Source organism: Yersinia rochesterensis (assembly GCF_003600645.1).
GTDB classification, from domain to species: Bacteria; Pseudomonadota; Gammaproteobacteria; order Enterobacterales; family Enterobacteriaceae; genus Yersinia; species Yersinia rochesterensis.
In genome coordinates this window covers 1,740,631-1,766,338 of the sequence record NZ_CP032482.1, presented here as the reverse complement: position 1 = coordinate 1,766,338, position 25,708 = coordinate 1,740,631, and the positions used below count along the sequence as shown (strand labels likewise).

Sequence of the window (25,708 nt, the reverse complement as noted above, 5' to 3'; positions counted from 1 at the left end):
CGGCTGCTTTTAGTCAGCTATCTTTAATCCGTTAAAGCGGGGCTTAACTCTTTACTAACGTTGCACTTTTCTCTGGGCTAGTTGCCTTTTGCGCGCGCTGAGCCAGCAGACGTTGTAAGTAATGGCAGGTGGCGATGGGGACTAATTTGCGAATAGTTTCGCCGTCTCCCTGCGCCAGTAATTTGCGAACCCATGAGGCGGAAATAGCGGTGTTGTGATATTTAAGGCGCTCAATTTCCACCAGCAAAATTGGCGGATAAGGCAAGGACGGTGTTTCCAGCCAGAGGCCCATGTCGTGGTTATATTTGGCGGTGACTGTGCAAAATGGCTCCGTGCCGACAAAGCGATGAGTGATACCCAGTGCCGGGGCCAGGTATTGGCGGAATATTTTCAGATCGATTTCGGTATAACAATCATCCGCTACACCTTGGTCTTTAATGAAATAACAAGGGAAAGTCGCGCGGGAAATCATATATTCCGAGCCGGGGTGTACGGTAAGGTTGGCAATATCTTGTGTGCCCTCGAGCACTAATTGCAGCCGGTCTTCATACGGAAAACGCGAATTGTCTTCTTTCACCAAAAATAGATGTAACCAATCGCACTTGGCGGCGGCTTGCCGCACCAAATATTGATGCCCGCGCGTAAATGGATTGGCATTCATGACAATTGAGCCAATTTTCTGCCCCGGCTGGCGTAGTTGACTTAATTGTTTGGCATAGCGCGATAAACGGCAGTCGCTATTTTCCATCAACACCACAATGTCCGGGACACTGGCTATAGGATAAAAGCCACAAGCTTTAAATAAGCTCTCATTTTTAGTTTTGGTATAAATAAACAAATGGCTGTGATGGCGCTCATAGGCCAGATTGACCAGCTCTGTTGCCAATGTTAGCGCCAGCCCTTCGCCCCTCACCTGCTCACTGATTGCTACACATTTGATAATATTGCCTGCAATACCACCGCAGGCCAGCAGGGTTTCATTACGACTTACGGTAATAAACACCTCAACGGTGGTATCTATATTCAGATCATTCGCACGCAAGAATCGTGTTATTTCTGCAATCTGTTGATGGTCTGAACGATTAATTCGATTAAATACCGTATCCATAACTCACTCTCTGCCATAACGTTTATATAACAAATAAAAAACAAGTCAAAAAATCAGCAATTAAATAAACAATTACTGATCATTTAAATAAAAATTCACATAAAAACAACAAGATAAAATATCACCATGTGGCTTTGTTTTTAATTTTAATTAATTTGTGAGCACATGCTAAACATAAAAATAGCGCGGTTAATTGACCTATTTCACATATAATAGAGTAAATATAAGTTATTTAATGGTTTTAATTTTCTTAATTATTAATATATTATTTTATTTCTCTTAGCTATTTAATTATTGACTAAATTAACTTATGTTAATGCCAGTGCAATAGCCCATATGTTAATTAAGGTGAGTAATGTGTCGATCCCCTCTGCCGATCTCTTCACATCAGGCAAATTAAAATGGCGCAGCCGGATATGGAGCCGGTTGCAAAACATGGCTTTCCCACTACGCATATTTCTCCTGCTATTAACTGTCTCTATTCTGTTAGTCGGGGCGCTGGATCGCTTTCTCAGCCATAATTTTGAGCAATATTTGCTGGATCAAGTCAGTAAAACTGCAATGAATCAGGCCAAAATAATCGCCTCAATGGATTCTGTAGTGAATGCGGTTAAGCATCGCGATAAAGCCCAATTAGCCCACATTGTCGACCGGCTGGGGAATAGTTCGGACCTTGATTATCTGGTGATTGGGGATACTCAGTCCATTCGCCTTTATCACCCTAATCCGCAAATGATTGGCTACCCAATGCAATGGACTAAACCCGGTGCCTTGGAAAGGGGCGAGAGCTACATTATTTTCGGTAAAGGATCTATCGGCGAAGCTATGCGGGCTAAAACCCCCATCCGCGATGAGCAGGGAAAAATCATTGGCGTGGTTTCTCTGGGTTACCTGATCAGCAAAATAGACCACTGGCGATTAATTTATTTATTGCCACTCACCCACTCTTTTATTCTCGTGTTGGGTGTATTGCTGCTGCTGTCATGGCTGTTTGCTCACCATATCCGCCGCCAAATGATGGGGATGGAACCGAAAGAAATAGCGCGCGTGCTGCGCCAGCAAGAAGCCTTGTTTGGTGCAGTATTTGAAGGACTGTTAGCGGTTGATCCTGAGGGCAGGATCACTGCAATCAATCAAAATGCGCGTAAAATGTTGCATATTTCCGCCACGCCACAGCAATTGATTGGTCGCAAAGTCAGTGAAGTGGTTTCTCCTGACCACTTTTTCCTCGATCAAAGTGGTGATAATCGCCAGGATGAGCTGTGTACCTTAAATGGCTTGAATGCCATTGCCAACCGAGCGGGTATCTGGTCAGAAGAGGGGGTATTTCAAGGCTGGGTGGTGAGTTTTCGCAGTCAGGATGATATTCATACTCTCAGTGCCCAACTCAGTCAGATTAAGCAATATGTCGAAAATCTGCGCACCGTGCGCCATGAGCATCTCAATTGGATGTCGACCATGAGCGGGCTGTTGCAGATGAAAGAGTTTGACCGGGCGTTGGAAATGGTAAAAACCGAATCCTCTTCTCATCAAGCACTGATTGATATGCTGCGCACCGCATTTAATAACCGACAGATTGCCGCGTTATTATTTGGCAAATACCACCGGGCCAAAGAGTTAGGGCTGACATTGAATTTTGTCCCCGGCTGCCAGTTACATCATTTGCCCGCCACTATTGGCGAAAATGAATTGGCTGCCATTATGGGGAATCTGCTGGATAATGCTTTTGAGGCTAGCCTCAAAAATGCTGAGGGTGATAAACAAATTGAAATTTATCTGTCCGATGAAGGTGATGATGTGATTTTAGAAGTCGCCGATCACGGGTGCGGTATCGACCCACAATTTCAAGATAGTCTGTTCGAACGGGGTATCAGCTCTAAAAATTCAGATGAACACGGCATTGGCCTGTATCTGGTCGCCACCTATGTGCAGCAAAGTGGCGGCACCATTACGATAGAAGAGAATCCGCCACGCGGCACCTTATTTACCGTCTTTATTCCGAAGACACATTAATTTCAAAGACGGGGAGACCCCATGGAATGTCTTAATATTTTAGTGGTAGAAGACGAAACACCACTGGCAGAAATGCATGCAGAATTTATCAAGCAAAGCAGCCATTGCCATGAAGTCTGGTTGGCGGGCAATTTACAGCAAGCCCGCAGCATGGTGGCTCGCTTTCATCCTGATTTGATTTTGTTAGACAATTATCTGCCCGATGGCAGCGGTTTGGCCTTATTACGCGAGCTGACCTTACAGGGGTTTTCTGGTGGAATTATTTTTGTCACTGCGGCCAGCGACAGCGAAACGGTCTCTGAAGCTATCCGCTATGGGGTTTTCGATTATCTGATAAAGCCGGTGGCCTACGAGCGGCTCGAACAATCTCTGGCTCGCTACAGCCATCGCCATCAAGTCTTGCAAGATGGCACCAAAGTCAATCAGCGCCAAATTGATGAAATGTACAATACCTATGCGTGTGGCGAGCAAAAAGTAACCTTGCCATTGGGTATCGACCAAATGACATTGGATAAAATTCAGACATTATTTAGTGATAATGTCGATGAATACACCGCTGAAAATGTCGCGAAAATGCTCGGGTTAAGCCGCACTACCGCCCGCCGGTATCTGGAATTCTGCGCCGCTAATCATGCCCTACAAGCAGAAATTATTTACGGTAAAGTGGGCCGACCACAGCGTATCTATCGCAGTAAAAAATCGGTGTAATCATTACCGAACGCCCTCTTCGCGCTCCTTATCCTCTTGTGGGGCGCTGAGCTTTTCACCGAGAATAGCTTATTTCTCCATCAGATTTTTCCCGCATATGTTAAGCCTCTTACATTTTTGATAACAATTATTGCCACCCTAATGATTGATGAGCATCATGCACGTCTATGTTCCGCAATAATGAAAAATTATGATTAATGTCGCGTTGATAGATGACCATATTGTTGTCCGCTCTGGTTTTGCCCAATTGTTATCGCTGGAGAGAGATATACGCATTATTGGCGAATATGGTTCGGCGGCAGAGGCCTGGAGCAATCTGCCCATGACAGATGTACAGGTCGCGGTGATGGATATCTCAATGCCGGACGAAAGCGGGTTAAGTCTGCTCAAGCGCCTGCGCCAGAAAATGCCACATTTTCGTGCCATTATTTTGAGTATTTATGACACCACCGCCTTTGTGCAAAGTGCCATGGATGCTGGTGCCAGCGGCTATTTAACTAAACGCTGTGGCCCGGACGAATTGGTTCAGGCGCTACGCACCGTCAATGGCGGTGGCCTCTATTTATGTGCTGATGCCCTGCGCGCCTTGCGTCATATGCCGCAGCAGCCGCAACAACTGGCGGTGTTAACACCGCGCGAGAAAGAGATTTTCCAGTTATTAATCAATGGAATTAGTGTCAAATCCATTGCTGAGCAACTATCACTCAGCCACAAAACCGTCCATGTTCATCGGGCCAATATTCTGGGCAAACTGAATTGCGAAACCACGGTCGAACTGGTGCACTTTGCGCTGCAACATCAATTACTGGCAGGGAACTGACATGTGGCAATTGCGCTCAGTGGGGCTATCGCTGTTTCTGGCTATTTTCTTCTCACTGAGTTGGCTGGCGCTGTGGACGATTAGTTTTTATCTGAGTGACGATGGTTTACACGCCGTTTTATTACTGCCGCAAGGTCTGCGGCTGGCCTTGATGATATTGCTGCCGCGCCGCTATTGGTCAGTCTTGTTACTGACAGAGTGCGCCGCATTGTGGTGGCTGCACAGTGAACAATTGCAACCTACCGTGTTGATTATGCTGTCACCGTTCCTCAGTTTGCTGCCCGCTGAGCTGACCCAACGTTTTTGGCACCATTACACGCTTTATTGGCAGCGGCTGTTATTGTTGCTTGCCGCCGTCACCGGTAACAGCCTGCTACACGGGTTGGTGCTGGGCTTCTGGCTGCCATTGCCGTTAACCCAGACGCTGCTCGCCACCTTTACTGGCGGCATTCTGTTAGTGCCATTCACCTATCTCATCTATGAATATTTAAAGCAGCAGCATATCCGAAACTTGTTTTCGCAACAGATGCCAGACCCACCGCTGCGCACCTCGCTGCTGATTTGGTGCTCGCTAATTTTTGCCATTGGGGTTTGTGTGCAAATTGCTATTGCCCCCAATATGGAGCGATTGCTACTGATTTTTGTCTTTCTGCCCAATGTGTTTATGGCTTACAAATTCGGCTGGCAAGGCGGGGTGTTGGCGGCGGTGTTAGGTAGCCTGATGATAACCGTGACCCGTCAGGCCAGTGGAGCATTTCATGATTTGGCGGAACTGGAATTATTTCTCTCCACTCAAGCACTGTTAGGGCTGACGCTGGGGATCGCCATCAGCCGCCAACAACAGTTGGCGCAACATCTGCACCGTTACCGCAATCAGTTGGAGCAAGAACTGCAAACCCGCCGCAAACTGATGAAACGGTTAGTACGCACCGAGGAAGATGTGCGCAAAGAAATTGCTCGCGAGCTGCACGACGAAATAGGCCAGAACATCACCGCCATTCAAATTCAGGCGATGCTGGTCAACCGCAGTGCGCCCTCCCCGGCGGCACAATCTGCGGCTAATCAAATCAGCAGCTTATCGCAACGTATTCACCAAACCACCCGCCAACTGCTACGCCAATTGCGCCCACCGGTGTTGGATGAAATGCCACTGGATCAAGCCCTGCACCATCTGGCAGAAGAATTCGCTTTCGCCGAGCAAGGTATTCATTTCCAGTTGGATTATGCGCTGCCCGCGACACCCGGCGAAGACGTGGTGGTGTTTACGCTTTACCGGCTGGTGCAAGAACTGCTCAACAACATTAATAAACACGCTAATGCCAGCAATATTCAGGTTAGCCTGCGCCTGTCCGACAATATCATCACACTGGAAGTCCGTGATGACGGCACGGGAATTCCAGTGCAACCGCAAGGTGGTGGATTAGGTTTACGCGGTATTGAAGAGCGCGTGCGCGCTCTGGGCGGCGACTGGTTATTGCAACGCCGTTTAGGAACCCGAGTGGTGGTCAATCTGCCGACCCATGTCCGCACCAGCGACTCTGTGAACCTGCCCACAGAACTGAATCAAACACCCTCATAACTAAGCATTATTCCTAACCATCTACAACCTTGTCTCATCTCTTTTACTTTTTCCTTCCTTACACTCAACACAATTACCGGAGGAGTCCATGTCAGCACCGTCATTGTCGTCAAAGACTATATCCCCTGAGCCTTTGACGCCGGAACAGGTGAATGCGCGATACCGCTACTGGCGACCGCGCCTGATGGCCGCCATGGTGATGGGCTATGCCGCCTTTTATCTGACCCGCAAAAGTGTTAATTACGCCATGCCAGTGATGCAACTGGAGCTGGGGTTAGATAAAGGGGACATCGGCTTGCTGGGCACCCTGTTTTATTTGGCCTATGGCGGCTCAAAATTTGTGTCCGGCATTGTCAGTGACCGCACCCAAGCGCGCTGGATTATGGGCATCGGTTTGATGATGACCGGGATACTGAATGTGGTGTTTACCCTGTGCCACTCCCTGCCCGCCTTGTTGGTGGTCTGGACTTTAAATGGTTTCTTTCAGGGCTGGGGCTGGCCGCCTTGTGCCAAATTACTGAGCACATGGTATTCCCGCAACGAACGCGGGACTTGGTGGGGCTGCTGGAATACCTCAATCAGTATTGGCGGTGCCGCCGTACCTTTGCTATCGGCCTTTCTGGCCTCGCACTATGGTTGGCAGTCCGCACTGTTAGTGCCAGGGGCCATCGGCATCGTATTAGGTATTTGGTTGTGTTGGCAATTGTGCGACAAGCCACAACAGCAAGGTTTGCCGACCATCGGCCAATGGCGGCGTGACCCACAAGATCAGTGGCAGGAGCAGCAAAGCCCCCCCATGCCGATGGGACGTATTTTTCGCGATGCTATTTTGCGCAACCGCACCATCTGGTTATTAGGGGTTTCTTATGTGCTGGTCTACCTGATCCGCATCGCACTCAATGATTGGGGCAATATTTGGTTGGCGGAGAGCCATGGCGTCAATTTACTCAGTGCCAACGCCACTTTATCGCTGTTTGAGTTAGGTGGGTTATTTGGCGCGTGGTTCGCTGGTTGGGGATCAGATTTGTTATTTCGCGGTCAGCGCGCACCAATGATTTTGTTATTCGCACTGGGGCTGTTTCTGACCATGACGGCCCTGTGGCTGGCACCGGTAGATAACTATCCACTGCTGTCGGTGACATTTTTCAGTATCGGTTTTTTTGTTTTTGGGCCACAGATGCTCATTGGCCTGGCAGCCACCGAATATACCCATAAAGATGCTGCCGGTACGGTCACTGGGTTTCTCGGGTTATTTGCTTATCTCGGGGCAGCACTGGCGGGGTGGCCGCTGGCGCAAGTATTACAACATTATGGCTGGCAAGGCTTTTTTGCCCTGCTAACACTGGCATCGGCTGGCGTTGGGTTGTTATTGATGCCGCTGTTGATGGCCGGTATTAATCGATTAAAAACAGTTCGTTAAGTCAATAAAAGTACGTTAAGTAAAGTAAGTCATACCTCTACAATTGTCATCTTTATAACTGTCATATTTATAACTACAACTCTGCTTGCCCCGCACAACGGGCGCATAAGAATATAAAAAGGATAATGTTATGAAACTTACCTCTCTCTCAGCACTGATAGCCGCGGGCCTCGCACTGAGTGCTTTTACCACTGTCGCCAAAGCGGAAGGCCGTTTGGTGATTTATTGCAGCGCCACCAACGCGATGTGTGAAGAAGAAGCCAAAGCGTTCGGCGAAAAATACGATGTCAAAACCAGCTTTATTCGCAATGGTTCCGGCAGCACACTGGCCAAAGTCGATGCAGAGAAAAAGAACCCACAGGCTGATGTTTGGTATGGCGGCACTCTGGATCCGCAGTCTCAGGCCGGTGAAATGGATTTACTCTATCCCTACGCCTCCCCTAATCTGGCGCAAATCATGCCGCAATTCCGCGATCCGGCAAAACGCAAAGGTAACTATTCCTCTGCGGTATATATCGGCATTTTAGGGTTGGGTGTGAATACCGACCGCCTGAAAGAAAAAGGTCTGCCAGAACCTAAGTGCTGGAAAGACCTGACCAACCCAATTTACAAAGGTGAAATCCAGATTGCCGATCCGCAAAGCTCGGGTACCGCCTACACCGCGCTGGCCACTTTCTCACAATTGTGGGGTGAAGATGCCGCATTCGATTACCTGAAAAAACTCAATGCCAACGTGTCGCAATACACGAAATCGGGCATCGCCCCTGCCCGTAATGCTGCACGTGGTGAAACCACCATTGGCATTGGCTTCTTGCACGATTACTCGCTGGAAAAAGAAAAAGGCGCACCGCTGAAACTGATTTCACCTTGCGAAGGTTCTGGCTATGAAATTGGCGGCGTCAGTATTCTGAAAGGCGCACGTAACCTGGATAACGCCAAGTTATTCGTTGACTGGGTATTGTCAAAAGATGCGCAAGAATTGGCATGGCAGAAAGGCCAGTCTTACCAAATTCTGACCAACACCACCGCAGCGACCTCCCCTAACTCACTCAAGCTCGATGACTTGAAATTGATTAATTACGACATGGACACTTACGGTGCTACCGAAATGCGTAAGAAGTTGATCACCAAGTGGGTCAATGACGTCAAGATGGGCAAGTAACAGCCTACAAAATCAGCGAACCATAAAATAACTTAGCGCTTTTTCTATAACCGAGCCATTGGCGTTGTAGCGAACACTGCTGCAACGCCAAGGATGAAGGTTAGATCTGGGGAACACCATGACTCACTCACATGTTCTGCGGCTCCCGCAGACACGGGATACCATTTTCTATTGGTTGGCTTTCTCCGTGGCTGCTTTTGCCTTACTACCTGCGTTCAGTTTGGATTATGGCCTACTTGATGCCAGCCGTTCTGAGCTACTTGCCGCCTATGGCTGGTCCAGCTTAAATATCAGTATTGTATGGTTTGCCTTGCCATTAGTGCTGCTTTTCCGACCGCTTTCCCCACAAGGGCGCGAACATCGTGCCCGCCACCTATTTGATGCTGGATTCGCCCTATTTTGCGCCTTATTCGTGGTGATCACCTCAGCCTGGGTTGAGCGCGGACTGGGTTTTGCAACTATCGGGTTGTTTATCGCATTAGGCGCGGTCATTACGTTAGCGCTAGCTCGCCTTGAATGGCTGGGAGGCGATCGTTTTGTCCTCGGATCGCTGGTCACCATTATCGCGTTGATCACTGTTTTTATTCTGTATCCCAGTATCGCTATCTTCATTCCGATGTTTACCGATGAAAGCGGGGCTTTTGCGCCATGGCAATTTATGGCCATCCTCGGGCAAGCGCATATCCTGCAAGTGATCTGGAATTCGTTCGTGCTGTCGGTGGCAGTGGGTATTGGCTGTACTTTCTTTGGCATGGTTTTAGCCATATACACCACGAGAATTGCTAAACGCTCAGCATTGTTGGGGCGAATTTTCTCAATTTTGCCGATTGTCACCCCGCCATTTGTGGTTGGGTTGGGTGTCACCTTAATGATGGGCCGTTCCGGTTACGTGACCGAGTTAATGGTCACTTGGTTCGGGCTGACAAACACTAACTGGCTCTATGGTTTTACCGGTATTTGGTTGGCGCAAGTTTTGGCCTTTACGCCGATGTCATTTATGATCCTCGACGGCGCGATTAAAACAATTCACCCGTCACTGGAAGAAGCTTCCTATACCTTGCGCGCCAGTCGCTGGCAGACTTTTCGGCAAGTGTTTCTGCCGCTGTTAAAACCGGCATTGGCGAACTCATTCTTAATAGTCATCGTGCAATCACTGGCTGATTTCAGTAACCCGCTGGTCTTGGGGGGGAACTTTGACGTGCTCGCCACGCAAATTTACTTCTATATTACCGGCGCTCAACTTGATTATCCGGCGGCCTCGACCCTGGGTGTCATTCTGCTAATGTTCTCGCTGTTTATCTTCTGTATCCAGTATATGTGGATAGGCAAGCGCTCCTACGTCACCATCTCCGGTAAGTCCTCGCGTGGCGATGTCCAGCCCTTGCCGGTTTCACTGGTATGGGGCACAACGGCCATGCTGTATGTGTGGATTGCCTTTAACGTGTTGCTGTACGGCAGCATTTTCTACGGCAGTTTCACCGTCAACTGGGGGGTTGATTACACCCTGACACTGAATAACTTTAACCAGCTATTTGGGCAAGGTTTCAGTGATGGCGCATGGCCTTCGTTGCTCGATACGCTGCTCTATGCCGGTATTGCCGCCCCTATCACCGCCGCTCTGGGGCTGCTCATTGCCTATATCGTGGTACGCCAGCAATTCCGTGGCAAAAAAACCATCGAATTCAGCACGATGCTATGTTTCGCCGTGCCGGGTACTGTTGCTGGGGTCTCCTATATTCTGGCCTTTAACAGTGCGCCAGTGTATCTGACCGGCACTGCGGCCATCGTCATTATCTCGATGGTGATGCGAAATGTGCCCGTCGGGATACGTGCCGGGATTGCGGGTCTTGGACAACTGGATAAATCGCTGGATGAAGCTTCGCTCAGCTTACGAGCGGGTTCGCTGCGTACTGTGATTTATATTTTGCTGCCATTGCTGCGCCCGGCGATTTTATCAGCGCTGATTTATAGCTTTGTGCGGGCGATGACCACCGTCAGTGCCATTGTTTTCCTGGTGACGCCGGACACGCGAGTCGCCACCTCCTACATCCTTAATCGGGTGGAAGATGGTGAATACGGCATCGCAATTGCTTATGGCTCCATTCTGATTGTGGTGATGCTCGCCATCATCTTCCTGTTTGATTATCTGGTTGGCGAAGCGCGTATTGCCCGCTCTAAAGCCAGTAATGCTGAATAACGGCGCACTGATAAGGTTTAATATGATGACTAACGAAAACTATGAATCTGATAAAAATCATGGGTCTGATAAGAAACATTTTGTCGAACTCAAACATATCACCAAGCGTTTTGGCACCAATACCGTTATCGATGATTTAAATCTGGCTATTCCAAAAGGCGAAATGGTCACCCTATTGGGGCCATCCGGTTGTGGCAAAACCACCGTATTACGCTTGGTGGCTGGGCTGGAAAAACCCACTGGCGGACAAATCTTTATCGACGGTGAAGATGTAACGGATAGATCTATCCAGCAACGCGATATCTGTATGGTATTTCAGTCCTATGCCCTGTTTCCGCATATGTCGCTCGGCGAAAACATTGGTTATGGTCTAAAAATGTTGGGTCGCCCAAAAAATGAAATTCGCGACCGGGTGAAAGAAGCGCTGGCACTGGTTGATTTAGAGGGGTTTGCTGACCGTTTTGTTGATCAAATATCGGGGGGGCAACAACAGCGCGTGGCGCTGGCAAGGGCGCTTATCCTGAAGCCCAAAGTGCTGCTGTTTGATGAGCCGCTCAGTAACCTGGATGCCAACCTGCGCCGCAGCATGCGCGATAAAATTCGTGAATTACAGCAGCAGTTCAATATTACTTCGCTGTATGTCACACACGACCAAAGCGAGGCTTTTGCCGTTTCTGATACCGTATTGGTCATGAATAAAGGCAAAATCATGCAAATTGGCGCACCGCAGACATTATACCGCCACCCAGCTTCTCACTTTATGGCCAGTTTTATGGGGGATGCCAACGTCTTCCCAGCACGGATCAACAGTGATAGCGTCGAAATTTTTGGTTATCACATTCCGCGTCCACAGGGATTTGCTGATGGATATCAGCAAGCTACCGTGGGAGTAAGGCCTGAGGCCATTACGTTGAGCCAACAAGGTGACCCAAGCCAGCTCTGCACTATCAATAAAGTGGCTTATATGGGGCCACAATATGAAGTTCTGGTCGATTGGCAAGGCCAATCATTATTGTTGCAAGTGAATGCCACACAATTACAACCCGCTCCCGGCGACAGCTATTACCTGCAAATTCATCCGTATGGTATGTTTGTCTTAACGGATGCCCCACAATAAATGCCCCGGCGGGCAGTCTGATCACACCACTGCCCGCCATTTTACTGGTTATCAAATCGTTTTTTTGTGGGTAAACATTGAGCTAAAAGCTAAAAATCTCAACAAGTTGCACAAACTGTAAGCAAACAATCCAAATTTACTGTTTCCCCTTTGACATGTACCTCATACCCCGCTATTATTCGCCCCGTTCACACGATTCCTCTGTAGTTCAGTCGGTAGAACGGCGGACTGTTAATCCGTATGTCACTGGTTCGAGTCCAGTCAGAGGAGCCAAATTCTTGTTTTCATGCCGCTTTGCGAATCCTTATGTGATTCCGATTCAAGGAGTTAGCGTGAAAAGTCTTCCCGATGCATTTTCAGTTTTCCCTCCGCATCGGGAGAATTTGGTGGTCAGATTTGGGGTCATGTTGGTTCGATGACGGAGTGACCCCCAAATGTCTCTTAACGACTCAAAAATCCGGAGCTTAGACCATCCGCAAATCTATATGCAAAGTGCAAAGTTTCCGATTATCACGGTCTGAATCTTTTAGCTAATCCCGGCGGTTCACGTCCCTGGTATCTGCCTCGTCGTCCTGTACTCTTTCCGCAGTAATATTTCTCAGTAACGCTTAACAAACCGTACCGGCATACTGCGAATCCCGGTATGCTTATTGCTGCGCACCCAATTAACATCGCCATCCAGCCTGAAGCCATCCACCTGTTCCAGCAGGTGGTGCAAGATAACGCGCATTTCCAGCCTCGCCAGCTGGGCGCCAAGACAGCTATGTCCCCCGCCGCCAAATGCCATATGCTGATTTTTCTGGCGGCCAATGTCGAACGCAAAAGGTTGCTCGTAATAAGCATCATCCCGGTTAGCCGACGCCCACCATAACGTGACTTTCTCCCCCCGACGAATCAGCCGGTCGCCGATAATCACATCGCGCGTTGCCGTACGACGGTTATAGGGGGTCGGCGAAGTCCAACGCAGTATTTCGTCGAGCGCTGAATTCATCAGCCCCCGGTCCTGCTGCAGACGCAGCCACTGCTCCGGATGGTGAATAAATGCCAGAATACCGCCGGCAATGGCGTTACGCGTGGTTTCCAGCCCCGCCACCATGACCACGCTGAACACCATCAACTGTTCCAGCGGCGTCAGTTTTCCCAGCCCTTTGGCTAGCTCGCCGGTCACCGCCAGCGATACAATATCGCTGCCCGGGTTCTGGCGTTTCTCTTCGACGAACTTATGCCCGTAGGCCATAAAGTTCTGCATCCCCTGCTGGCTACTGATGCTGGTTTCACCCAGCTGACGGTCCGAATAGTCCAGCACGGCGTTAATCCACGCAAAAATCTGATGGCGATCGTCGTGTGGGATACCGACTAAACTGGCGATAGCAAACAGCGGCAGCTCTGCCGCGATGGCCGAGACGAAATCGACGCGTTCCTGCTGGAGCGCGGCCTGTACGGCAGACCCTGCTGCGGCAAACAGCACATCCTCCATCGCCGCCACGCGGGCATTGGTGATGGCCGGAGCAATCAATCTGCGTAGCGCCTTATGGCGCGGATCGTCCATCATATTGATTACCGAGCCTGGCCCCATTTCACGCGGTAAATCCTCAATCATGGTGCCCCCGCCCTGCCGATCGCCGCCACCGGCGGAGGAGAAGGTGTCGTTATCTTTCGCTATGGCCGCAATGTCGTGATAGCGCGTAAACACCCAAAATCCTTCGCCATCGGGCGTTAGCGCCGTGCGGGGATGGAACAATGCCCCGCGGTGGCGACGCAGGTCGGTGAATACCTGATGTGGAAACCCGCGGCTGAACAGGTCCAGATTGGTCAGGTCCACGTCAGGCAGCGGCCACAACTGCGCGGCCTGTTCACTGTTGATAATCGCTTCGGACATCGTTACCTCCCCGGTTTATTGCAGACGCCAGCCTTCAGCACGGTTACGTGCCTGCCAGAAATCGGCATAGCGACCGCCTGCGGCCAGTAATTGCTGATGGTTGCCCTGTTCGATAATGTGCTGCCGATCCAGCACCAGAATCTGGTCAGCGTTTTGGATGGTCGAGAGCTGATGGGCAATGACCAGCAGCGTACAGCGATGGTGCAGAGACCGTAATCCGGCGGCGATCGCGGACTGATTCTCCGCGTCAAGAGCGCCGGTGGCCTCATCCAGCAGCAATATCGGCGCGTTTTTCAACAATGCGCGCGCGATGGCGACGCGCTGGCGTTCACCGCCGGAAAGCAGGCCGCCGCCCTCGCCCACCTGGCTTTGCCAGCCATCCGGCAGACGCTGCAGCAGCTCGTCCAGCCGCGCCAGCCTGACCACCTGCGCAATTTCCTGCGCATCGGCGTGCGGATTGCCAATCAATACGTTTTCCTGCAGGGTGCCGCTGAACAGATAATTGTCCTGAAAGACTGGCGCGATCAGCGACATGTGCTCGCGACTGCTTAACTGGCGCAGATCGGTGCCTCCCAGCGTAATGCTGCCGCTGTCGGGATCGAAGAAACGCGCGATCAAACGCATAAGGGTGGTTTTACCGGCGCCAGAGAGGCCCACCAGCGCCGTGGTGGTGTTGGCGGGCAGCGTAAGCGACACATTTTTCAGGATCGGCCGCTCGGGTTGATAGCCAAAGGTCACGTTATGCAGCTGAATGCTGGCCTCGCCGCCGTATGGCTGCGGATCGTCGGCCTGCGGCAAGGGTTGCTCGGCCAGTACCCGTTCCACCGCATCCATTTGGGCAGAAGCCATACGGATCCCGGATCCGTAGGCCGCTACTTCGGTAAGGGGATCAATCACCCGGTTAATCAGCACCAGCAGCGCCTGCACCGTGACCAGCTGCTGCGGATCGTTATCGGCCAGCCCCAGCCAGGTGACGCTGGCCATCAACGTCAGGAAGCTGAGCTGCGCCAGCCATGAGTTCGCCAGTAACGGCGGCAGCACCAGCCACAGCTGGCGTTTACTGGCCCGATTTTGTGCCACCAGGGCGGCATCAAAATTGGCATGTCCCTGCTCGCCGCAGCCGTGAGTGCGCAGCACCATTTGGTTCTGCGCAAACTCAAGCATACGTTCGCTGGCTTCCGCCGTGGCAAGGTGAACGGCTTCGTCTGCGGCGCGGCCCAGCCTGCCCGCCCACCAATAAACCAGCGCCACCAGCGGAAAAATCACCAGCGCGATCAGCGCGATACGCCAGTCGAAGTAAAAGGTAATCGCCACCACCACCAGCGGCGTCAAGGTGGCGCGCATGAGCGGGCTTAACTGATGGGCGGGCAGCCCGAGGATTTCCATCACCCCCTGACTGAGCAGCACGCCAAGCTGGCCGGTATTGGCGGGGCTGAACCAGCCCAGCGGCAGAGTCACCACGTGGTCGCCAATGCGGTGACGTAGGATATTCAGTAGCGCTATGGCCACCCTGAAGCCGCCCAACGAGGCAACGTAGTTAAGATACCAGGCGAGCAACGTAGCCAGCGTGAGCGGCAATAACCACCACGTCGCCCGGGTGATATCATCCTGCAATAGCGCCTGGACGATCGGCACAACCATCGCAAAAGCGATGCCCTGCACGAGGCAGAAAAGCGCCATCAGAATCAGGTAACGTCGCAGAACCCTGGCGTTATCTTTGCCCAGCAGCGACGAGAGACGGGTCAGCAGCATACCTCCTCCTTTGATGGTGAGAACTGGGCCTGCCACAGACGCGCGTATTCGCCGTTGTTAGCCAGCAGCTGGCTATGCGTTCCCTGTTCCACAATACGTCCCTGCGCCAGCACCACGATATTATCGGCGTTAACCACCGTCGCGAGGCGGTGAGCCACCACCAGCAGCGAGCGATTACCCTGTTGAGAAATGAGCCGGGAGAGCGTGTCCTGTATGGCGGCCTCCGACTCGGCGTCAGCCTGCGCCGTCGCTTCATCCAGCACCAGCAGCTGCGGCTCCTTGAGCAGCGCTCTGGCAATACTCAGGCGCTGCGCTTCCCCGCCCGACAGGCGGGCATCTTCACCATAAACCGACTCATAGCCGCGCGGCAGTTGCAGAATGCGTTGATGGATATTGGCCGCCTGCGCCGCGGCAATCACTTGCCGATCGGTGGCCTGCGGATGGCCAAGGGCAATGTTGTCTCTGATGCTGAGCCGCAGCAGCCGCACCTCCTGAAAGACGCAGCCAATCTGGCGATAGAGGTGGTCGGCCGCGATATTCGCCAGATCGACGCCCCCTAGCATAATCCGGCCGGCGTCGGGTTCGGCAAAGCGCAGAAGTAGCTTCGCCAGCGTTGATTTGCCCGCCCCGGATGCGCCAACCAGCGCCGTTACCGTACCGGGCTCCAGCGTCAGCGATACGTCATGCAGAATCTGGCGATCGGGCCCGTAGCTAAAGCTGACGCGCTCAAAGCGCACCTGGCTGCCCGCATTGAGCATCACCCGCTCCGGCTCCTTTTGTTGAGGGATCGCCAGTAGCCCGGCCAGGCGAGTAAAAGCCCCCTTCGCCATCTGTAGCGACTGTGCGCTGCTGCTTAACGTGCCAATGGGCACCGAGATCCCCAGCCCCAGTACCGCAAACGGCAGGAGTTGCCAGACCTCCATCCAGCCGAGATGAATAAAGGTGACGCCGCCAACCAGCACCAGCAGCAACAAGGTGATCGGCGCGATGATCACCCCAGAGAGGCTTTCCGGCTTGATCAGCGGGCGTACCCAGTCGAGGAAGAAATCGCGAAAGCTGTCTACCGCCCGACGGTACGCCTGATGAGCAACGCCATGCTGGCCGAAGGTTTTCACCACCGGTATGCCTTGGACAAACTCCACCACCGAGCGATTGACCTGCTCCAGCTGCTGGCCGTACTCCGCCATTTTGGCCTGGCTGGCACGCATAATCCGGCGATAGAGCAGAAAAAAGAACGGTAGCGGAATCAAGGAGATCAGCGTCATCCGCCAATCGATGAACAGCAGGTAGCCGTAGACGCACAGCAGGGTGGCGGCGGCGTTTGCCAGGTTCAGATAGGAGTGCGCTACCAGATGATGAATGGCGGTCACGTCATCCTGCATACCCTGCTTAATTCTGCCGCTGCTGTTGGCGCTGAACCAGCTGAGCGGCGCGTGCGCCATACGACGCGCTAGCTGGCGGCGCAGCCACAGGGAGAACGCGTTGTCAGCGAGATGCGTCGTGAGATCGGCCAGGCCGCGCAACGCCAATCCTCCGCCCAGGCAGAAAGCGGATATTTTCACGATATGCCAGGCGAGGGCCGCGCGATCTGCCTGCGCGCTCATCAACACCCGCGCCAGTTCAGTCAAACCAATCAGCGGGGCCAGCACCAGCGCCGATGAACCTACCTGAAGCACTACCGCCAGCGCAATCCAGCCGCGAACCGGTCGTAGTAGCCCGGCCTGCTGAGGTTCAGTCTCGCATGTTGAAGTCATCACAAATCTCCTTGTCAAACACCGCGCCTGGATCAGCGTCACCGCCGCTGAGATGCAGACCTGCGGTGCAAATCTGTCTGGCTGCCGGTAAATCATGGGTAATAAAAAGCACTGCCATGCCCTGCGCCAGTAGCTGACTCAGCAGTTGCAGAATCGTGCGGGCGCTGAGCACATCCAGCGCCGAGGTCACTTCATCGCAGATAAGCACGCTGGGCTGACCCGCCAGCGCCCGCGCCAGCGCCACGCGCTGCTGTTCGCCGCCGGAGAGCTCTCGCGGCAGGCGGCGGGCGTAATCGCCGGGCAGTCCGACCTGGTGCAGCAGCGCGGCCACACTGCCTGGGTGGGATAATCGGTACCGATCGAGCGCCTGCTGCAGCTGCCGCCCAACGCTGCGCAGCGGGTGCAGCGAATGAGCTGGGTCCTGAGGCACCAGCGCGATGGCGCGCTGCTGTTCGCGGGAGCGCCGGCGCACATCGCTTGCCAGCGGCCGATCGTCAAGGGTGATAGCGCCCTGATGGGGGGGATTTAGCCCCGCAAGCGAGCGCGCGAGGGTGCTTTTGCCAATTCCGGATGGCCCGGTGACCGCAAGGCACTGCCCCGGATGCAGCGCGAAACTCAGCGCCGGCATCGCGGTCCGTCGCGAATCCCCTGAATGCCAGTGCGCAACCCGCAGCAGCGGCTCACCCTCAGTGGCTACCGGTCGCGAGAAGGTCACAGGAGACAACCACGCTTGCAGCAGCGGACTTTTGGGGGTGGCAAAAAGCTGCCGGGTGTCACCATATTCCAGCTGCTGCCCGTTATGCAGTACCAGCATCCGTTGCGCTATCTCCGCCACGGCGTTGAGCTGGTGACCGATCAGCAAGAGGGCAAAGCGATATTGCCGCTGTAGCTGACGCAGTTCCGCCATCATCTGCTCACGATGTCGCCGATCTAATCCGGCGAAGGGCTCATCGAGAATGAGGAGCAGCGGGCGCTTCAATAACACCCGAGCCAGTGCGACCCGCCGGCGCTGCCCGCCGGAAAGCTGGTGAGGGAAACGCTGCAGGAAAGCGTCATCCTGCGGTAATCCGAGCGAAGCCAGCATCTCGCGAATGGCGCTGGCATCACCATGATGAAATTCATTCAGCTGACGCCGCACCGACATACCCGGCGTCAGCTCCTGTGCCGGGTCCTGGCCAAGCCAGGCAGTATGCCTGAATCTGAGCTGCCGGAGCTGGCGAGGCGTCGCCTGCAATACCTCGCATCCGCAGCAGATAATCCGCCCGCCGGCGTGCCGCTGCCCGGAGGTCAGGTCACCCAGCAGCGCCCGCCCAAGAGTGCTTTTCCCCGCCCCGCTGCCGCCAATCAGCGCCAGCGAACCACCCGCGGCCAGCTCAAAGTTAATGTCCTGCAACAGCGCATCGCCCTGCGGGTTGCGGATCGTCAGGCCGTATACCTGCACCACCCAGCGCATCAGCTCCTGCTCCAGCGGTCAGTCTGCAAACTGATGGCCACCACCACCAGCGCGATACCAAGCGCAGGTAGCAGCGCCGCCCATGGGTTTAGCATCAGTCCGGGTAATCCGTCGCGCACCATTGACGCCCAGTCGATCCCGCCGGGAGTGGCGATACCGAGAAAACTGGCCGAGGCGAGCAGGTAAATCGCCGCGACATAACGGGTTGTCCCATCGGCCAGGATACCGGGCACAATCACCGGCATGACTTCGCGCCACAGCAGTAACGGCAGCGTATCGCCTGCCGCACGCGCGACCTCAACGTAACCGGTATCGAGGACGAGATCCGCCAGCGAACGTACGTAGCGCAGGGTAAAAGGGATATTGAGTAACGTCATCCCGATCAACAGCGCGACCTGCCCGTTGCCAAAGGCATAGATGACCCCGATCAGTACCAGCAGCGGGGGCATGTACAGCAGCGGGTCCAGTAACACCACCAGCCTTCTCCCGCGATCGGGCAAAGCCACCAGCAGCAGCGCGCACAGGCTGCCTAAAAATGAGGAACACAGTGCGCACAACAGAGGGAACAGCAGAATATTGTGACCACCGCTCAGCAGACGGCTCAAAACATCCCGTCCCAGGCCATCGCTGCCCAGCCACAGCGTTTTATCCGGCAGTTGCCAGGCCAGACCGAGGCTACGCTGTGGGTTATAGGGGGCCAGCCACGGGCCACAGATAATCAGGGCAATCATCAATAAAGCGACGATTCTCACGAGCGCCTCCGCCAGGGATCGAGCCAGACCGCCAGGATATCCGCCGTGAACCAACACAGGGCGGTAATCAGCGCCAGCAGCATCGCTACTCCCTGAAGCAAAATAGCATCGCGGGTATTCAGCGCCGTCAGCAGCAGCTCGCCGAGGCCGGGAAAACCAAATACGCGTTCCACCACCACGGCGCCGCCAATCAGGTAGGGTAAACTGGCGGCAAACAATTGGGCCAGCGGCCCCGCGGCCTGCGGCAGCAAATGGCGGGCCACCAGCGTCAGCCCGCGCACGCCGTTAAGGCGGGCGCTGAGGATATTGGGCGCGGCCGTTAGCCTTATCAGCGAGGCGCGTATCATACGCAGCAAATAACAGCCGCCGATCAGTGCCAGAGTCAGCGCGGGGAGAACCAGAATCGACCACTGGTCGCTGATATTGCCGGAAGCCGGCAGCAGGGAGACCGCCGGGAACCACCCCGCCCCAACCGCCAACAGCAGGATCATCAGCGTTGCAACAATAAATTCCGGGGTGCTTAATCCGCTCATTGCGATAAATGAGAGCAGCCGGTCCTGCCAGCGATCACAATACATTGCCGCCAGTACGCCGCCGGTGCCTCCCAGCAGCAGCATCCCGCAGGCGGCCAGCAGCGCCAGCAGCCCGCTCCGTCGGGCGGCGGGAGCGATAATATCGGCTACCGGCTGTTGGCTGGTGATAGAGATGCCGGGATCGCCGCGCAGAATATCGCTAAGCCACTGCCAGTACCTTACGGTGACGGGCCGATCGAGACCGAACTGATGCCGCAGCGTCTGCAACGCCTGCGGGGTGGCGCGTTCACCCAGTGCCTGCACTGCGGCATCTCCGGGAGCCAGCGCCAGGGTGAAGAAGATCAACATGCTCGCCAGCCACAGCAGCAGCAGAGCGCTGAGCAGACGCCAGAGAACAAATTTGGCCATCATTGGCCGGCCGCCATTCGGGCGCGGCGGAACAGCGGGATCCCCTGGTTGAGTTCAACGCCCTGCAAGGCCGTCACCGCCGCCGAAAGCCCATCGCGATACCCCCAGAGCAAATACGGCCCCTGTTGCCACAGCTGTTGTTGTAACCGGTCAAGCTGCTGTTGTTGGCGCTGCGGATCGAGCGTTTTACGCGCCTGCTCTACCCCTGCCGCAAAATCGTCCGGATACCACCCGCCATAGTTATAGGGGTTGTCATTACCGAACAGCATCGGGATCGCCGCCAGGAAGGGGCGATTTAACGCGTACATCGAAAGCATCTGCGCCTGATGCAGACGCGACATATCCCCCAGATAATCGGCCGCGGCCACCGTCTCAACCCTGAGGGTAATGCCCACGTCGGCCAGTTGCTGGCGTAATAGTTCCGCCGCGTCGTTCAGCCCCGGAGTCAGATCGGCGGTCAGCAAGGTCAGCTGCGTGATCCCTTTTTTGCGCAGCAGCGCCTGCGCCTCGGCAGCATCGGTCCGGCGCTGAGGGAGCTGGCTGTCAAAACCGCTGAGCCCCTGGCCGAACACGTCATTCCCGAGATAGCCATAGCCGCCGAGAACCACAGCAAGCAGCTGCTGACGGTTGACCAGCGTTTTCAGCGCCTGCCGGACCTCAACGTCGTCAAACGGTTTGACCCTGGTATTCATGGCAAAGTAATAACCGCTGGCATTCGCCACGCCGCTGCGGATGATTTGCCAGCCCTGACGTCCGTCCACGCTGCGGGCGCTGCTAACCGGAATATCAAAGGCATAGTCTGCCGCACCGCTCAGCAGGGCGTTTACCCGCGCCGTGGCATCGGCCAGCGGGCGAATTTCAATGCGATCAAACCACGCCGCAGGCTGCCATGCGTAAGGGTTACGGCTGAGCAGCGCCCCGTTCTGCGCGTTGAAGGAGGCGACCTGATACGGGCCGCTGCATACCGGGATCACCGCATCGCCACGCCCCTGCTTCCATACCATGCTGGCGGCGGTCAGCACGGTGGTGACCAGATCGGCACGCGGACGGGTAAGAACCAGCTCCAGCTCTTCGGCATTCACCACGCGGCTGGCCTGCATATCGACATCGCTGAAGAATCCGGCAAAGCCGGGAGAGGCGGCCAAGAAGCGCAGGCTCGCCAGCACATCATCAGCGGTGAGCGGCGATCCATCGGAAAAGCGCACCCCGGAACGCAGTGAGACAGTCCAGCGCGTGGCATCCTGATTGGGGGTAATGGCACGACTCAGCTGATAGTCTGGACGGCCCTGCCTATCCGCCACCAGCACATCGCAGACGTTACCGCTCACCACCCAGGGGTAATAGGTTTGCGCGCGCCCGTAATCGAGCGTTTCGCTCTGGCTGCCCAACATCACCACCCGGAGAGTCCGGTCAGCGGCGGCCTGCGCGGCGGGCAGAGCCATTGTCACACCCAGGAACAGCCACCCTGGCAGGCGTAATTTCATCATAGTTGCATCCGGGTAAACTGAATGATGCGCCCGAACACCATCCGGGCGCAGCGGGTAATCAGAATTTAATTTGCGTGCCGACGCCCAATACGCGGCCATGTCCAACGGTGACCGCCTCGCTGCCCGGACCGTAATACAGACCAATGTACTGCGGGCGTTCATCCGTCAGGTTTTGACCAAAGACGTAGACATCGAAGGAGGAGAATTCCAGACCCACTTTGGCGTTGTAGAGTTGGTAGGCATCAAGCTTGAAGTGGCTGCCGACATCCGCTTCACGACTGCCGACGTACTGATGCTGCGCCAGGGCGAAGATATTCGCTTCCGGCAGCCCCAGCCAGGCGGCAGAATCGTAGTATTGCAGCGTCAGGTTGGTGTTGAATTTTGGTACCGCCGGTACCCGGTTGCCATTGCGTGCGCCGGATGAGGCCGCGACATCTTCCGAAACATTGCGTAATTCCGTATGGGTGTAACCCGCCCCACCGCTGACCTTCCAGTGCTCTGCCAGCTGCAGCGAGCCTTCCAGCTCCATGCCGTAGTTACGGGTATCCATCGGCTTCGGCACAAAGGTGAATGAGGCGGAATCCAGCGCGAACAGGTTTTCATCTTTTACGCTGTTATAGAACAACGAGGCGTTCAGCTCGGCACGCCCCTCGAGGAAACGGTTTTTGCTGCCGATCTCGTAGCTCCAGGAGGAGGAGTCCTTATAAGGCTCATCCTTCAAGCCGCTGGGCGCGTTGTTGGTAAAATTAGGGAAACCGCCGCTTTTCGCGCCGCGGGCGACGCTGGTATAGATCGTCGAGTCATCGGTCAGGTCATAACTCAGCGCCGCACGGCCCGTCACCATGTCGTAATTCAGCACCCCGCTTTGATTGAAGGAGGCCACCGTCCCGGGGAAGCCGTTGGAACGGTACAGCGATTCATAGGTTTTACGGTCATGGGTATAGCGACCGCCTAACGTCCCTTTCAGTTTTTCGGAGCCAAACAGCGGTACCGTCACCTCGCCAAAGGCGGCATAGCTATCGGTGGTGTAATCCCCGTTACGCGTACCGTTGGTGGAAGCGAAGAACGCGGAATCATATTGGGTGGTCAGCTTGTAGCTATCATGCAGATAGTTGATGCCGCCGACCCAGACAATATCCGCATCATCGAGGCTACTCAGGCGCAGCTCCTGATACAGGCTGTTCTGGCTTTCGTCATAAGTACTCCAGTCGGTGGCTGGAATAAACGCCGACGTCGGCATACCGAACACTTTGCTAAACGTCAGCGCCTCGGAGTTATTGGTCAGGTTTTTAAAATCGTAATGGTTCACCGCGGATACGGAGGTGAACTGCATCCGATCAAGCTGACGGCTGGCGGTTAATGACAGACCGGAGATCTCGCGATCGACCCAGCCTTTAGGATCCAGCTCCACCGTGGGGAAGTTCGGGCCATTTTTGAGAATGAAGTTTGACGGCGTGTTGTTGTCCCGCTCGTAGTTGCCGGTCAGCACGAAGCGGGTACGATCGTCGGGGGTGAAGACCAGCGAACCGCGGAACACCCCGGTTTCCACCTTGCCCAGCTTGCCACCCGGCGCGTTGTTATCCACATCGGCGCCCAGGTTAGAATAGGCGGCGGAGAAGCGCCCGCCCAGGCGGTCCTCAATCAGTGGTCCGGAAACCGTCAGCTGGCCCACGTTCTCGGATTCACTGTTCAGGCCCGCTTCCGCACGCAAGGTGCCTTCAAAGGTATCGCCAGGCTGGCGCGTGGTGATGTTAATCGCCCCCGCCTGGGCGTTGCGTCCAAACACCGTGCCCTGCGGGCCGCGCAGGACTTCAATCCGTTCAACATCCAGGAAACGCAGATCCGCACCGAAGGCCGGTTGCGGCACGCCGTCGATATAGGTCACGACCGACGTATCATCAAAGCCGAGCGGCTGGGCCATCGGCCCGACCCCACGGATCGACATATAGGTTGAGCGCATATCCCCCAGTGAGCTGAAGCTGATGTTTGGCACGTCACGGATCAGGTGCTCCACATCATCAATGCGCCGATCGCCCAGCGTCTGGCGATCGAATAAGGTCATGCTGACCGGGACTTTCAACGGATCCTCTTTCACCTTAGGAGCCGTCACCACCAGAGTTTCTTCTTTTTTGCTATCGGTGGTTTGTTCCGCGGTAAAAGCCGGGGCTGAAATCGCCAGGCCGCACAGCAGGCAGAGCGGTTTAATGGTGCCAGGTAGATTTTGTTTTAAGCGAAACTGGTGTGAACTGGTGCGCATGACCATCCCCATGGTGCTGAAACAGAAACAAAAAAATCGTTTTATATCTGTCACAATTATATGGGGGTGGTCCTGCGACACCCTAGTTAACTCAGCTATGAGCAAAGCCAAATGAGTTATGTTTTCAGCCAGTCAGAGGCTGAGAGAATCGCGCGGAGGCATACCAAATTTGCGGCGATAGGCGGTAGAAAAGTTACTGGGATGCTGATAACCCACATAGTAGGCGGCCTGCTTGACCGTCCACCCTTCCGACTCTAATCCCTGACGGGCCCGGGTCAGGCGCTGGTCGCGCAGGAAGGCAAAAACCGACTGCCCCATGACCGCCTGGAACTTGCTTTTCAGTGCGCTGACGCTGATGCCAACATCGCGCGCCAGGTCGCACAGGCAGTGGTTGCAGTCCAGTTCGGTGACCAGCTTATCCCGCACCTTCAGCATCCGCGCCACGTCGCGATGCGGCGCCATCACCCCCACCTGGGGCACATCCTGATTGGCCGCGCGCAGCACCTGGGCCATCAGATCCAGTACGCAGCTATGGGTCTGCAGCCGACCAATCACGCAGTTATCGCAAAAGCCAAACAGCTCATTGGCCCGATCGATGGTGTACTGCGGTATTATTAAGCTAAAGACATGGTTACGTTGCAAAATACGTTCGACCTGATCCGCCAGCTCTTTATCGCTGATTCGTTCGGGAGCGGCCTGAATCACCAGACTACGGCAGTGATGTCCGCGCGGATTGCGGCACCACAGGCGCATACGATCTTTGGTGGCAATCACCTTCGCCATGCCCCGTTCTGCCGGCAGCGGGCTGCCGTCATCGAGGTGATAATTGGGCTCATCGCCGCCGAGGGTCAGTAAAATAGTCAAACAATGCTGAAGCGTGCCGCTGCGATGATCGTCGCCGTTGGCGGTCAGCTCATTGAGACAGAGGTTGACGCCATAGGGCAGCGTGACCGTTTTGATTGTCCCTTCAAACTCGCCAGACTGGCGAACCGAGCGGTTGGCATTTGCCAGCTCGTAGTCATAGCCCCACTGGTGCGCCATATCGGTTAACTGCTGCAGAGAATGTAACTGGTGAGTGGATTGCATAAAAAACCCTCTTTTGTAAGTACCCGGCTGGCGAAGTCGCCGGGAGCTTAGTTCCCGAAACGAAACTCAGGGAATCATCATACTGGGGTTTATAAATATGTAAATAATAATCATTATCAATTAATGGCGCTTGCCTGACGCTCTGCCCATGCAACAAACTAACGAGGGCAGACTCTACGATCGCCGCATTACGGAAGCGCTCTTCTCAGCCAGGAGGGCGCTT

Annotated in this window: 18 protein-coding genes, 1 tRNA gene and 1 pseudogene; 10 read left to right on the top strand and 10 right to left on the bottom strand. The window is 54.4% G+C overall.

Going from position 1 to position 25,708, the window contains the following annotated elements:
- Nucleotides 1-43 precede the first annotated feature (43 nt).
- On the bottom strand, nt 44-1,108 hold the full coding sequence (gene citC, locus DXZ79_RS08285) for a [citrate (pro-3S)-lyase] ligase (protein WP_120011200.1): 1,065 nt from the start codon (nt 1,106-1,108) through the stop codon (nt 44-46).
- Nucleotides 1,109-1,444: 336 nt separating this feature from the next.
- Between citC and dpiB the strand changes: the two genes are divergently transcribed.
- The 10 genes and pseudogenes from dpiB to DXZ79_RS21305 all read left to right on the top strand — a co-directional run.
- Entirely contained in the window at nt 1,445-3,121 is a 1,677-nt protein-coding gene (gene dpiB / locus DXZ79_RS08280; RefSeq protein WP_162928735.1) for a sensor histidine kinase DpiB, read from the top strand.
- A 21-nt stretch (nt 3,122-3,142) separates the two neighbouring features.
- Nucleotides 3,143-3,829: a two-component response regulator DpiA gene (gene dpiA / locus DXZ79_RS08275; protein WP_120011199.1), complete on the top strand. Its 687-nt coding sequence runs from the start codon at nt 3,143-3,145 to the stop codon at nt 3,827-3,829.
- Between the two features lie 190 nt (nt 3,830-4,019).
- Entirely contained in the window at nt 4,020-4,649 is a 630-nt protein-coding gene (locus tag DXZ79_RS08270) for a response regulator (RefSeq protein ID WP_038633932.1), read from the top strand.
- Nucleotide 4,650: 1 nt separating this feature from the next.
- Complete coding sequence (locus tag DXZ79_RS08265; RefSeq protein WP_038633934.1) at nt 4,651-6,228, top strand: MASE1 domain-containing sensor histidine kinase; 1,578 nt, start codon at nt 4,651-4,653, stop codon at nt 6,226-6,228.
- Between the two features lie 88 nt (nt 6,229-6,316).
- Entirely contained in the window at nt 6,317-7,648 is a 1,332-nt protein-coding gene (gene uhpC, locus DXZ79_RS08260; RefSeq protein ID WP_038633937.1) for an MFS transporter family glucose-6-phosphate receptor UhpC, read from the top strand.
- Between the two features lie 130 nt (nt 7,649-7,778).
- The gene (locus DXZ79_RS08255; protein WP_038633940.1) at nt 7,779-8,810 is read left to right on the top strand and encodes an ABC transporter substrate-binding protein; all 1,032 of its coding nucleotides are present in this window, start codon (nt 7,779-7,781) and stop codon (nt 8,808-8,810) included.
- 118 nt (nt 8,811-8,928) lie between these two features.
- Nucleotides 8,929-11,007, top strand: coding sequence for an ABC transporter permease (locus DXZ79_RS08250; RefSeq protein WP_038633943.1), 2,079 nt, complete (start codon nt 8,929-8,931; stop codon nt 11,005-11,007).
- A 25-nt stretch (nt 11,008-11,032) separates the two neighbouring features.
- Nucleotides 11,033-12,124: a ferric ABC transporter ATP-binding protein gene (fbpC, locus tag DXZ79_RS08245; RefSeq protein ID WP_038633945.1), complete on the top strand. Its 1,092-nt coding sequence runs from the start codon at nt 11,033-11,035 to the stop codon at nt 12,122-12,124.
- Between the two features lie 197 nt (nt 12,125-12,321).
- Nucleotides 12,322-12,397, top strand: a tRNA-Asn gene (locus tag DXZ79_RS08240).
- Nucleotides 12,398-12,558: 161 nt separating this feature from the next.
- Nucleotides 12,559-12,695: pseudogene (locus DXZ79_RS21305) on the top strand (integrase); the annotation flags it as partial.
- A 27-nt stretch (nt 12,696-12,722) separates the two neighbouring features.
- On the opposite strand, the gene DXZ79_RS08235 reads toward DXZ79_RS21305, so the two are convergent.
- The 9 genes from DXZ79_RS08235 to DXZ79_RS08195 form a co-directional block, all read right to left on the bottom strand.
- Nucleotides 12,723-13,817, bottom strand: coding sequence for a cytochrome P450 (locus DXZ79_RS08235; protein ID WP_230852341.1), 1,095 nt, complete (start codon nt 13,815-13,817; stop codon nt 12,723-12,725).
- Between the two features lie 201 nt (nt 13,818-14,018).
- Nucleotides 14,019-15,755: an ABC transporter ATP-binding protein gene (locus DXZ79_RS08230; RefSeq protein ID WP_072103531.1), complete on the bottom strand. Its 1,737-nt coding sequence runs from the start codon at nt 15,753-15,755 to the stop codon at nt 14,019-14,021.
- Nucleotides 15,746-17,509: an ABC transporter ATP-binding protein gene (locus DXZ79_RS08225; protein ID WP_038633947.1), complete on the bottom strand. Its 1,764-nt coding sequence runs from the start codon at nt 17,507-17,509 to the stop codon at nt 15,746-15,748. Before DXZ79_RS08225 ends, DXZ79_RS08230 begins: the two co-directional genes overlap by 10 nt.
- Entirely contained in the window at nt 17,487-18,962 is a 1,476-nt protein-coding gene (locus DXZ79_RS08220) for an ABC transporter ATP-binding protein (protein WP_051957683.1), read from the bottom strand. Before DXZ79_RS08220 ends, DXZ79_RS08225 begins: the two co-directional genes overlap by 23 nt.
- Nucleotides 18,962-19,714: an ABC transporter permease gene (locus DXZ79_RS08215; RefSeq protein WP_038633950.1), complete on the bottom strand. Its 753-nt coding sequence runs from the start codon at nt 19,712-19,714 to the stop codon at nt 18,962-18,964. The genes DXZ79_RS08220 and DXZ79_RS08215 overlap by 1 nt, the downstream gene beginning before the upstream one ends.
- The gene (locus DXZ79_RS08210; protein WP_038633953.1) at nt 19,711-20,658 is read right to left on the bottom strand and encodes an ABC transporter permease; all 948 of its coding nucleotides are present in this window, start codon (nt 20,656-20,658) and stop codon (nt 19,711-19,713) included. Before DXZ79_RS08210 ends, DXZ79_RS08215 begins: the two co-directional genes overlap by 4 nt.
- Complete coding sequence (locus DXZ79_RS08205) at nt 20,655-22,142, bottom strand: ABC transporter substrate-binding protein (RefSeq protein WP_072103543.1); 1,488 nt, start codon at nt 22,140-22,142, stop codon at nt 20,655-20,657. Before DXZ79_RS08205 ends, DXZ79_RS08210 begins: the two co-directional genes overlap by 4 nt.
- A gap of 58 nt (nt 22,143-22,200) precedes the next feature.
- Nucleotides 22,201-24,399, bottom strand: a complete 2,199-nt coding sequence (locus DXZ79_RS08200) for a TonB-dependent receptor (RefSeq protein WP_038633960.1) — start codon at nt 24,397-24,399, stop codon at nt 22,201-22,203.
- Nucleotides 24,400-24,531: 132 nt separating this feature from the next.
- Entirely contained in the window at nt 24,532-25,485 is a 954-nt protein-coding gene (locus DXZ79_RS08195; protein WP_038633962.1) for a helix-turn-helix transcriptional regulator, read from the bottom strand.
- Nucleotides 25,486-25,708 lie beyond the last annotated feature (223 nt).

Excerpts from the sequence above, each read along its gene's own strand:
- dpiA (WP_120011199.1), top strand. The coding sequence starts at position 3,143 with ATGGAATGTCTTAATATTTTAGTGGTAGAAGACGAAACACCACTGGCA.
- DXZ79_RS08265 (WP_038633934.1), top strand. The coding sequence starts at position 4,651 with ATGTGGCAATTGCGCTCAGTGGGGCTATCGCTGTTTCTGGCTATTTTC.
- dpiB (WP_162928735.1), top strand. The coding sequence starts at position 1,445 with ATGTTAATTAAGGTGAGTAATGTGTCGATCCCCTCTGCCGATCTCTTC.
- DXZ79_RS08210 (WP_038633953.1), bottom strand. The coding sequence starts at position 20,658 with ATGATGGCCAAATTTGTTCTCTGGCGTCTGCTCAGCGCTCTGCTGCTG.
- DXZ79_RS08225 (WP_038633947.1), bottom strand. The coding sequence starts at position 17,509 with ATGACTTCAACATGCGAGACTGAACCTCAGCAGGCCGGGCTACTACGA.
- DXZ79_RS08220 (WP_051957683.1), bottom strand. The coding sequence starts at position 18,962 with ATGCGCTGGGTGGTGCAGGTATACGGCCTGACGATCCGCAACCCGCAG.
- DXZ79_RS08230 (WP_072103531.1), bottom strand. The coding sequence starts at position 15,755 with ATGCTGCTGACCCGTCTCTCGTCGCTGCTGGGCAAAGATAACGCCAGG.
- DXZ79_RS08270 (WP_038633932.1), top strand. The coding sequence starts at position 4,020 with ATGATTAATGTCGCGTTGATAGATGACCATATTGTTGTCCGCTCTGGT.
- DXZ79_RS08250 (WP_038633943.1), top strand. The coding sequence starts at position 8,929 with ATGACTCACTCACATGTTCTGCGGCTCCCGCAGACACGGGATACCATT.
- DXZ79_RS08205 (WP_072103543.1), bottom strand. The coding sequence starts at position 22,142 with ATGATGAAATTACGCCTGCCAGGGTGGCTGTTCCTGGGTGTGACAATG.
- DXZ79_RS08195 (WP_038633962.1), bottom strand. The coding sequence starts at position 25,485 with ATGCAATCCACTCACCAGTTACATTCTCTGCAGCAGTTAACCGATATG.
- DXZ79_RS08200 (WP_038633960.1), bottom strand. The coding sequence starts at position 24,399 with ATGCGCACCAGTTCACACCAGTTTCGCTTAAAACAAAATCTACCTGGC.
- citC (WP_120011200.1), bottom strand. The coding sequence starts at position 1,108 with ATGGATACGGTATTTAATCGAATTAATCGTTCAGACCATCAACAGATT.
- fbpC (WP_038633945.1), top strand. The coding sequence starts at position 11,033 with ATGACTAACGAAAACTATGAATCTGATAAAAATCATGGGTCTGATAAG.
- DXZ79_RS08255 (WP_038633940.1), top strand. The coding sequence starts at position 7,779 with ATGAAACTTACCTCTCTCTCAGCACTGATAGCCGCGGGCCTCGCACTG.
- uhpC (WP_038633937.1), top strand. The coding sequence starts at position 6,317 with ATGTCAGCACCGTCATTGTCGTCAAAGACTATATCCCCTGAGCCTTTG.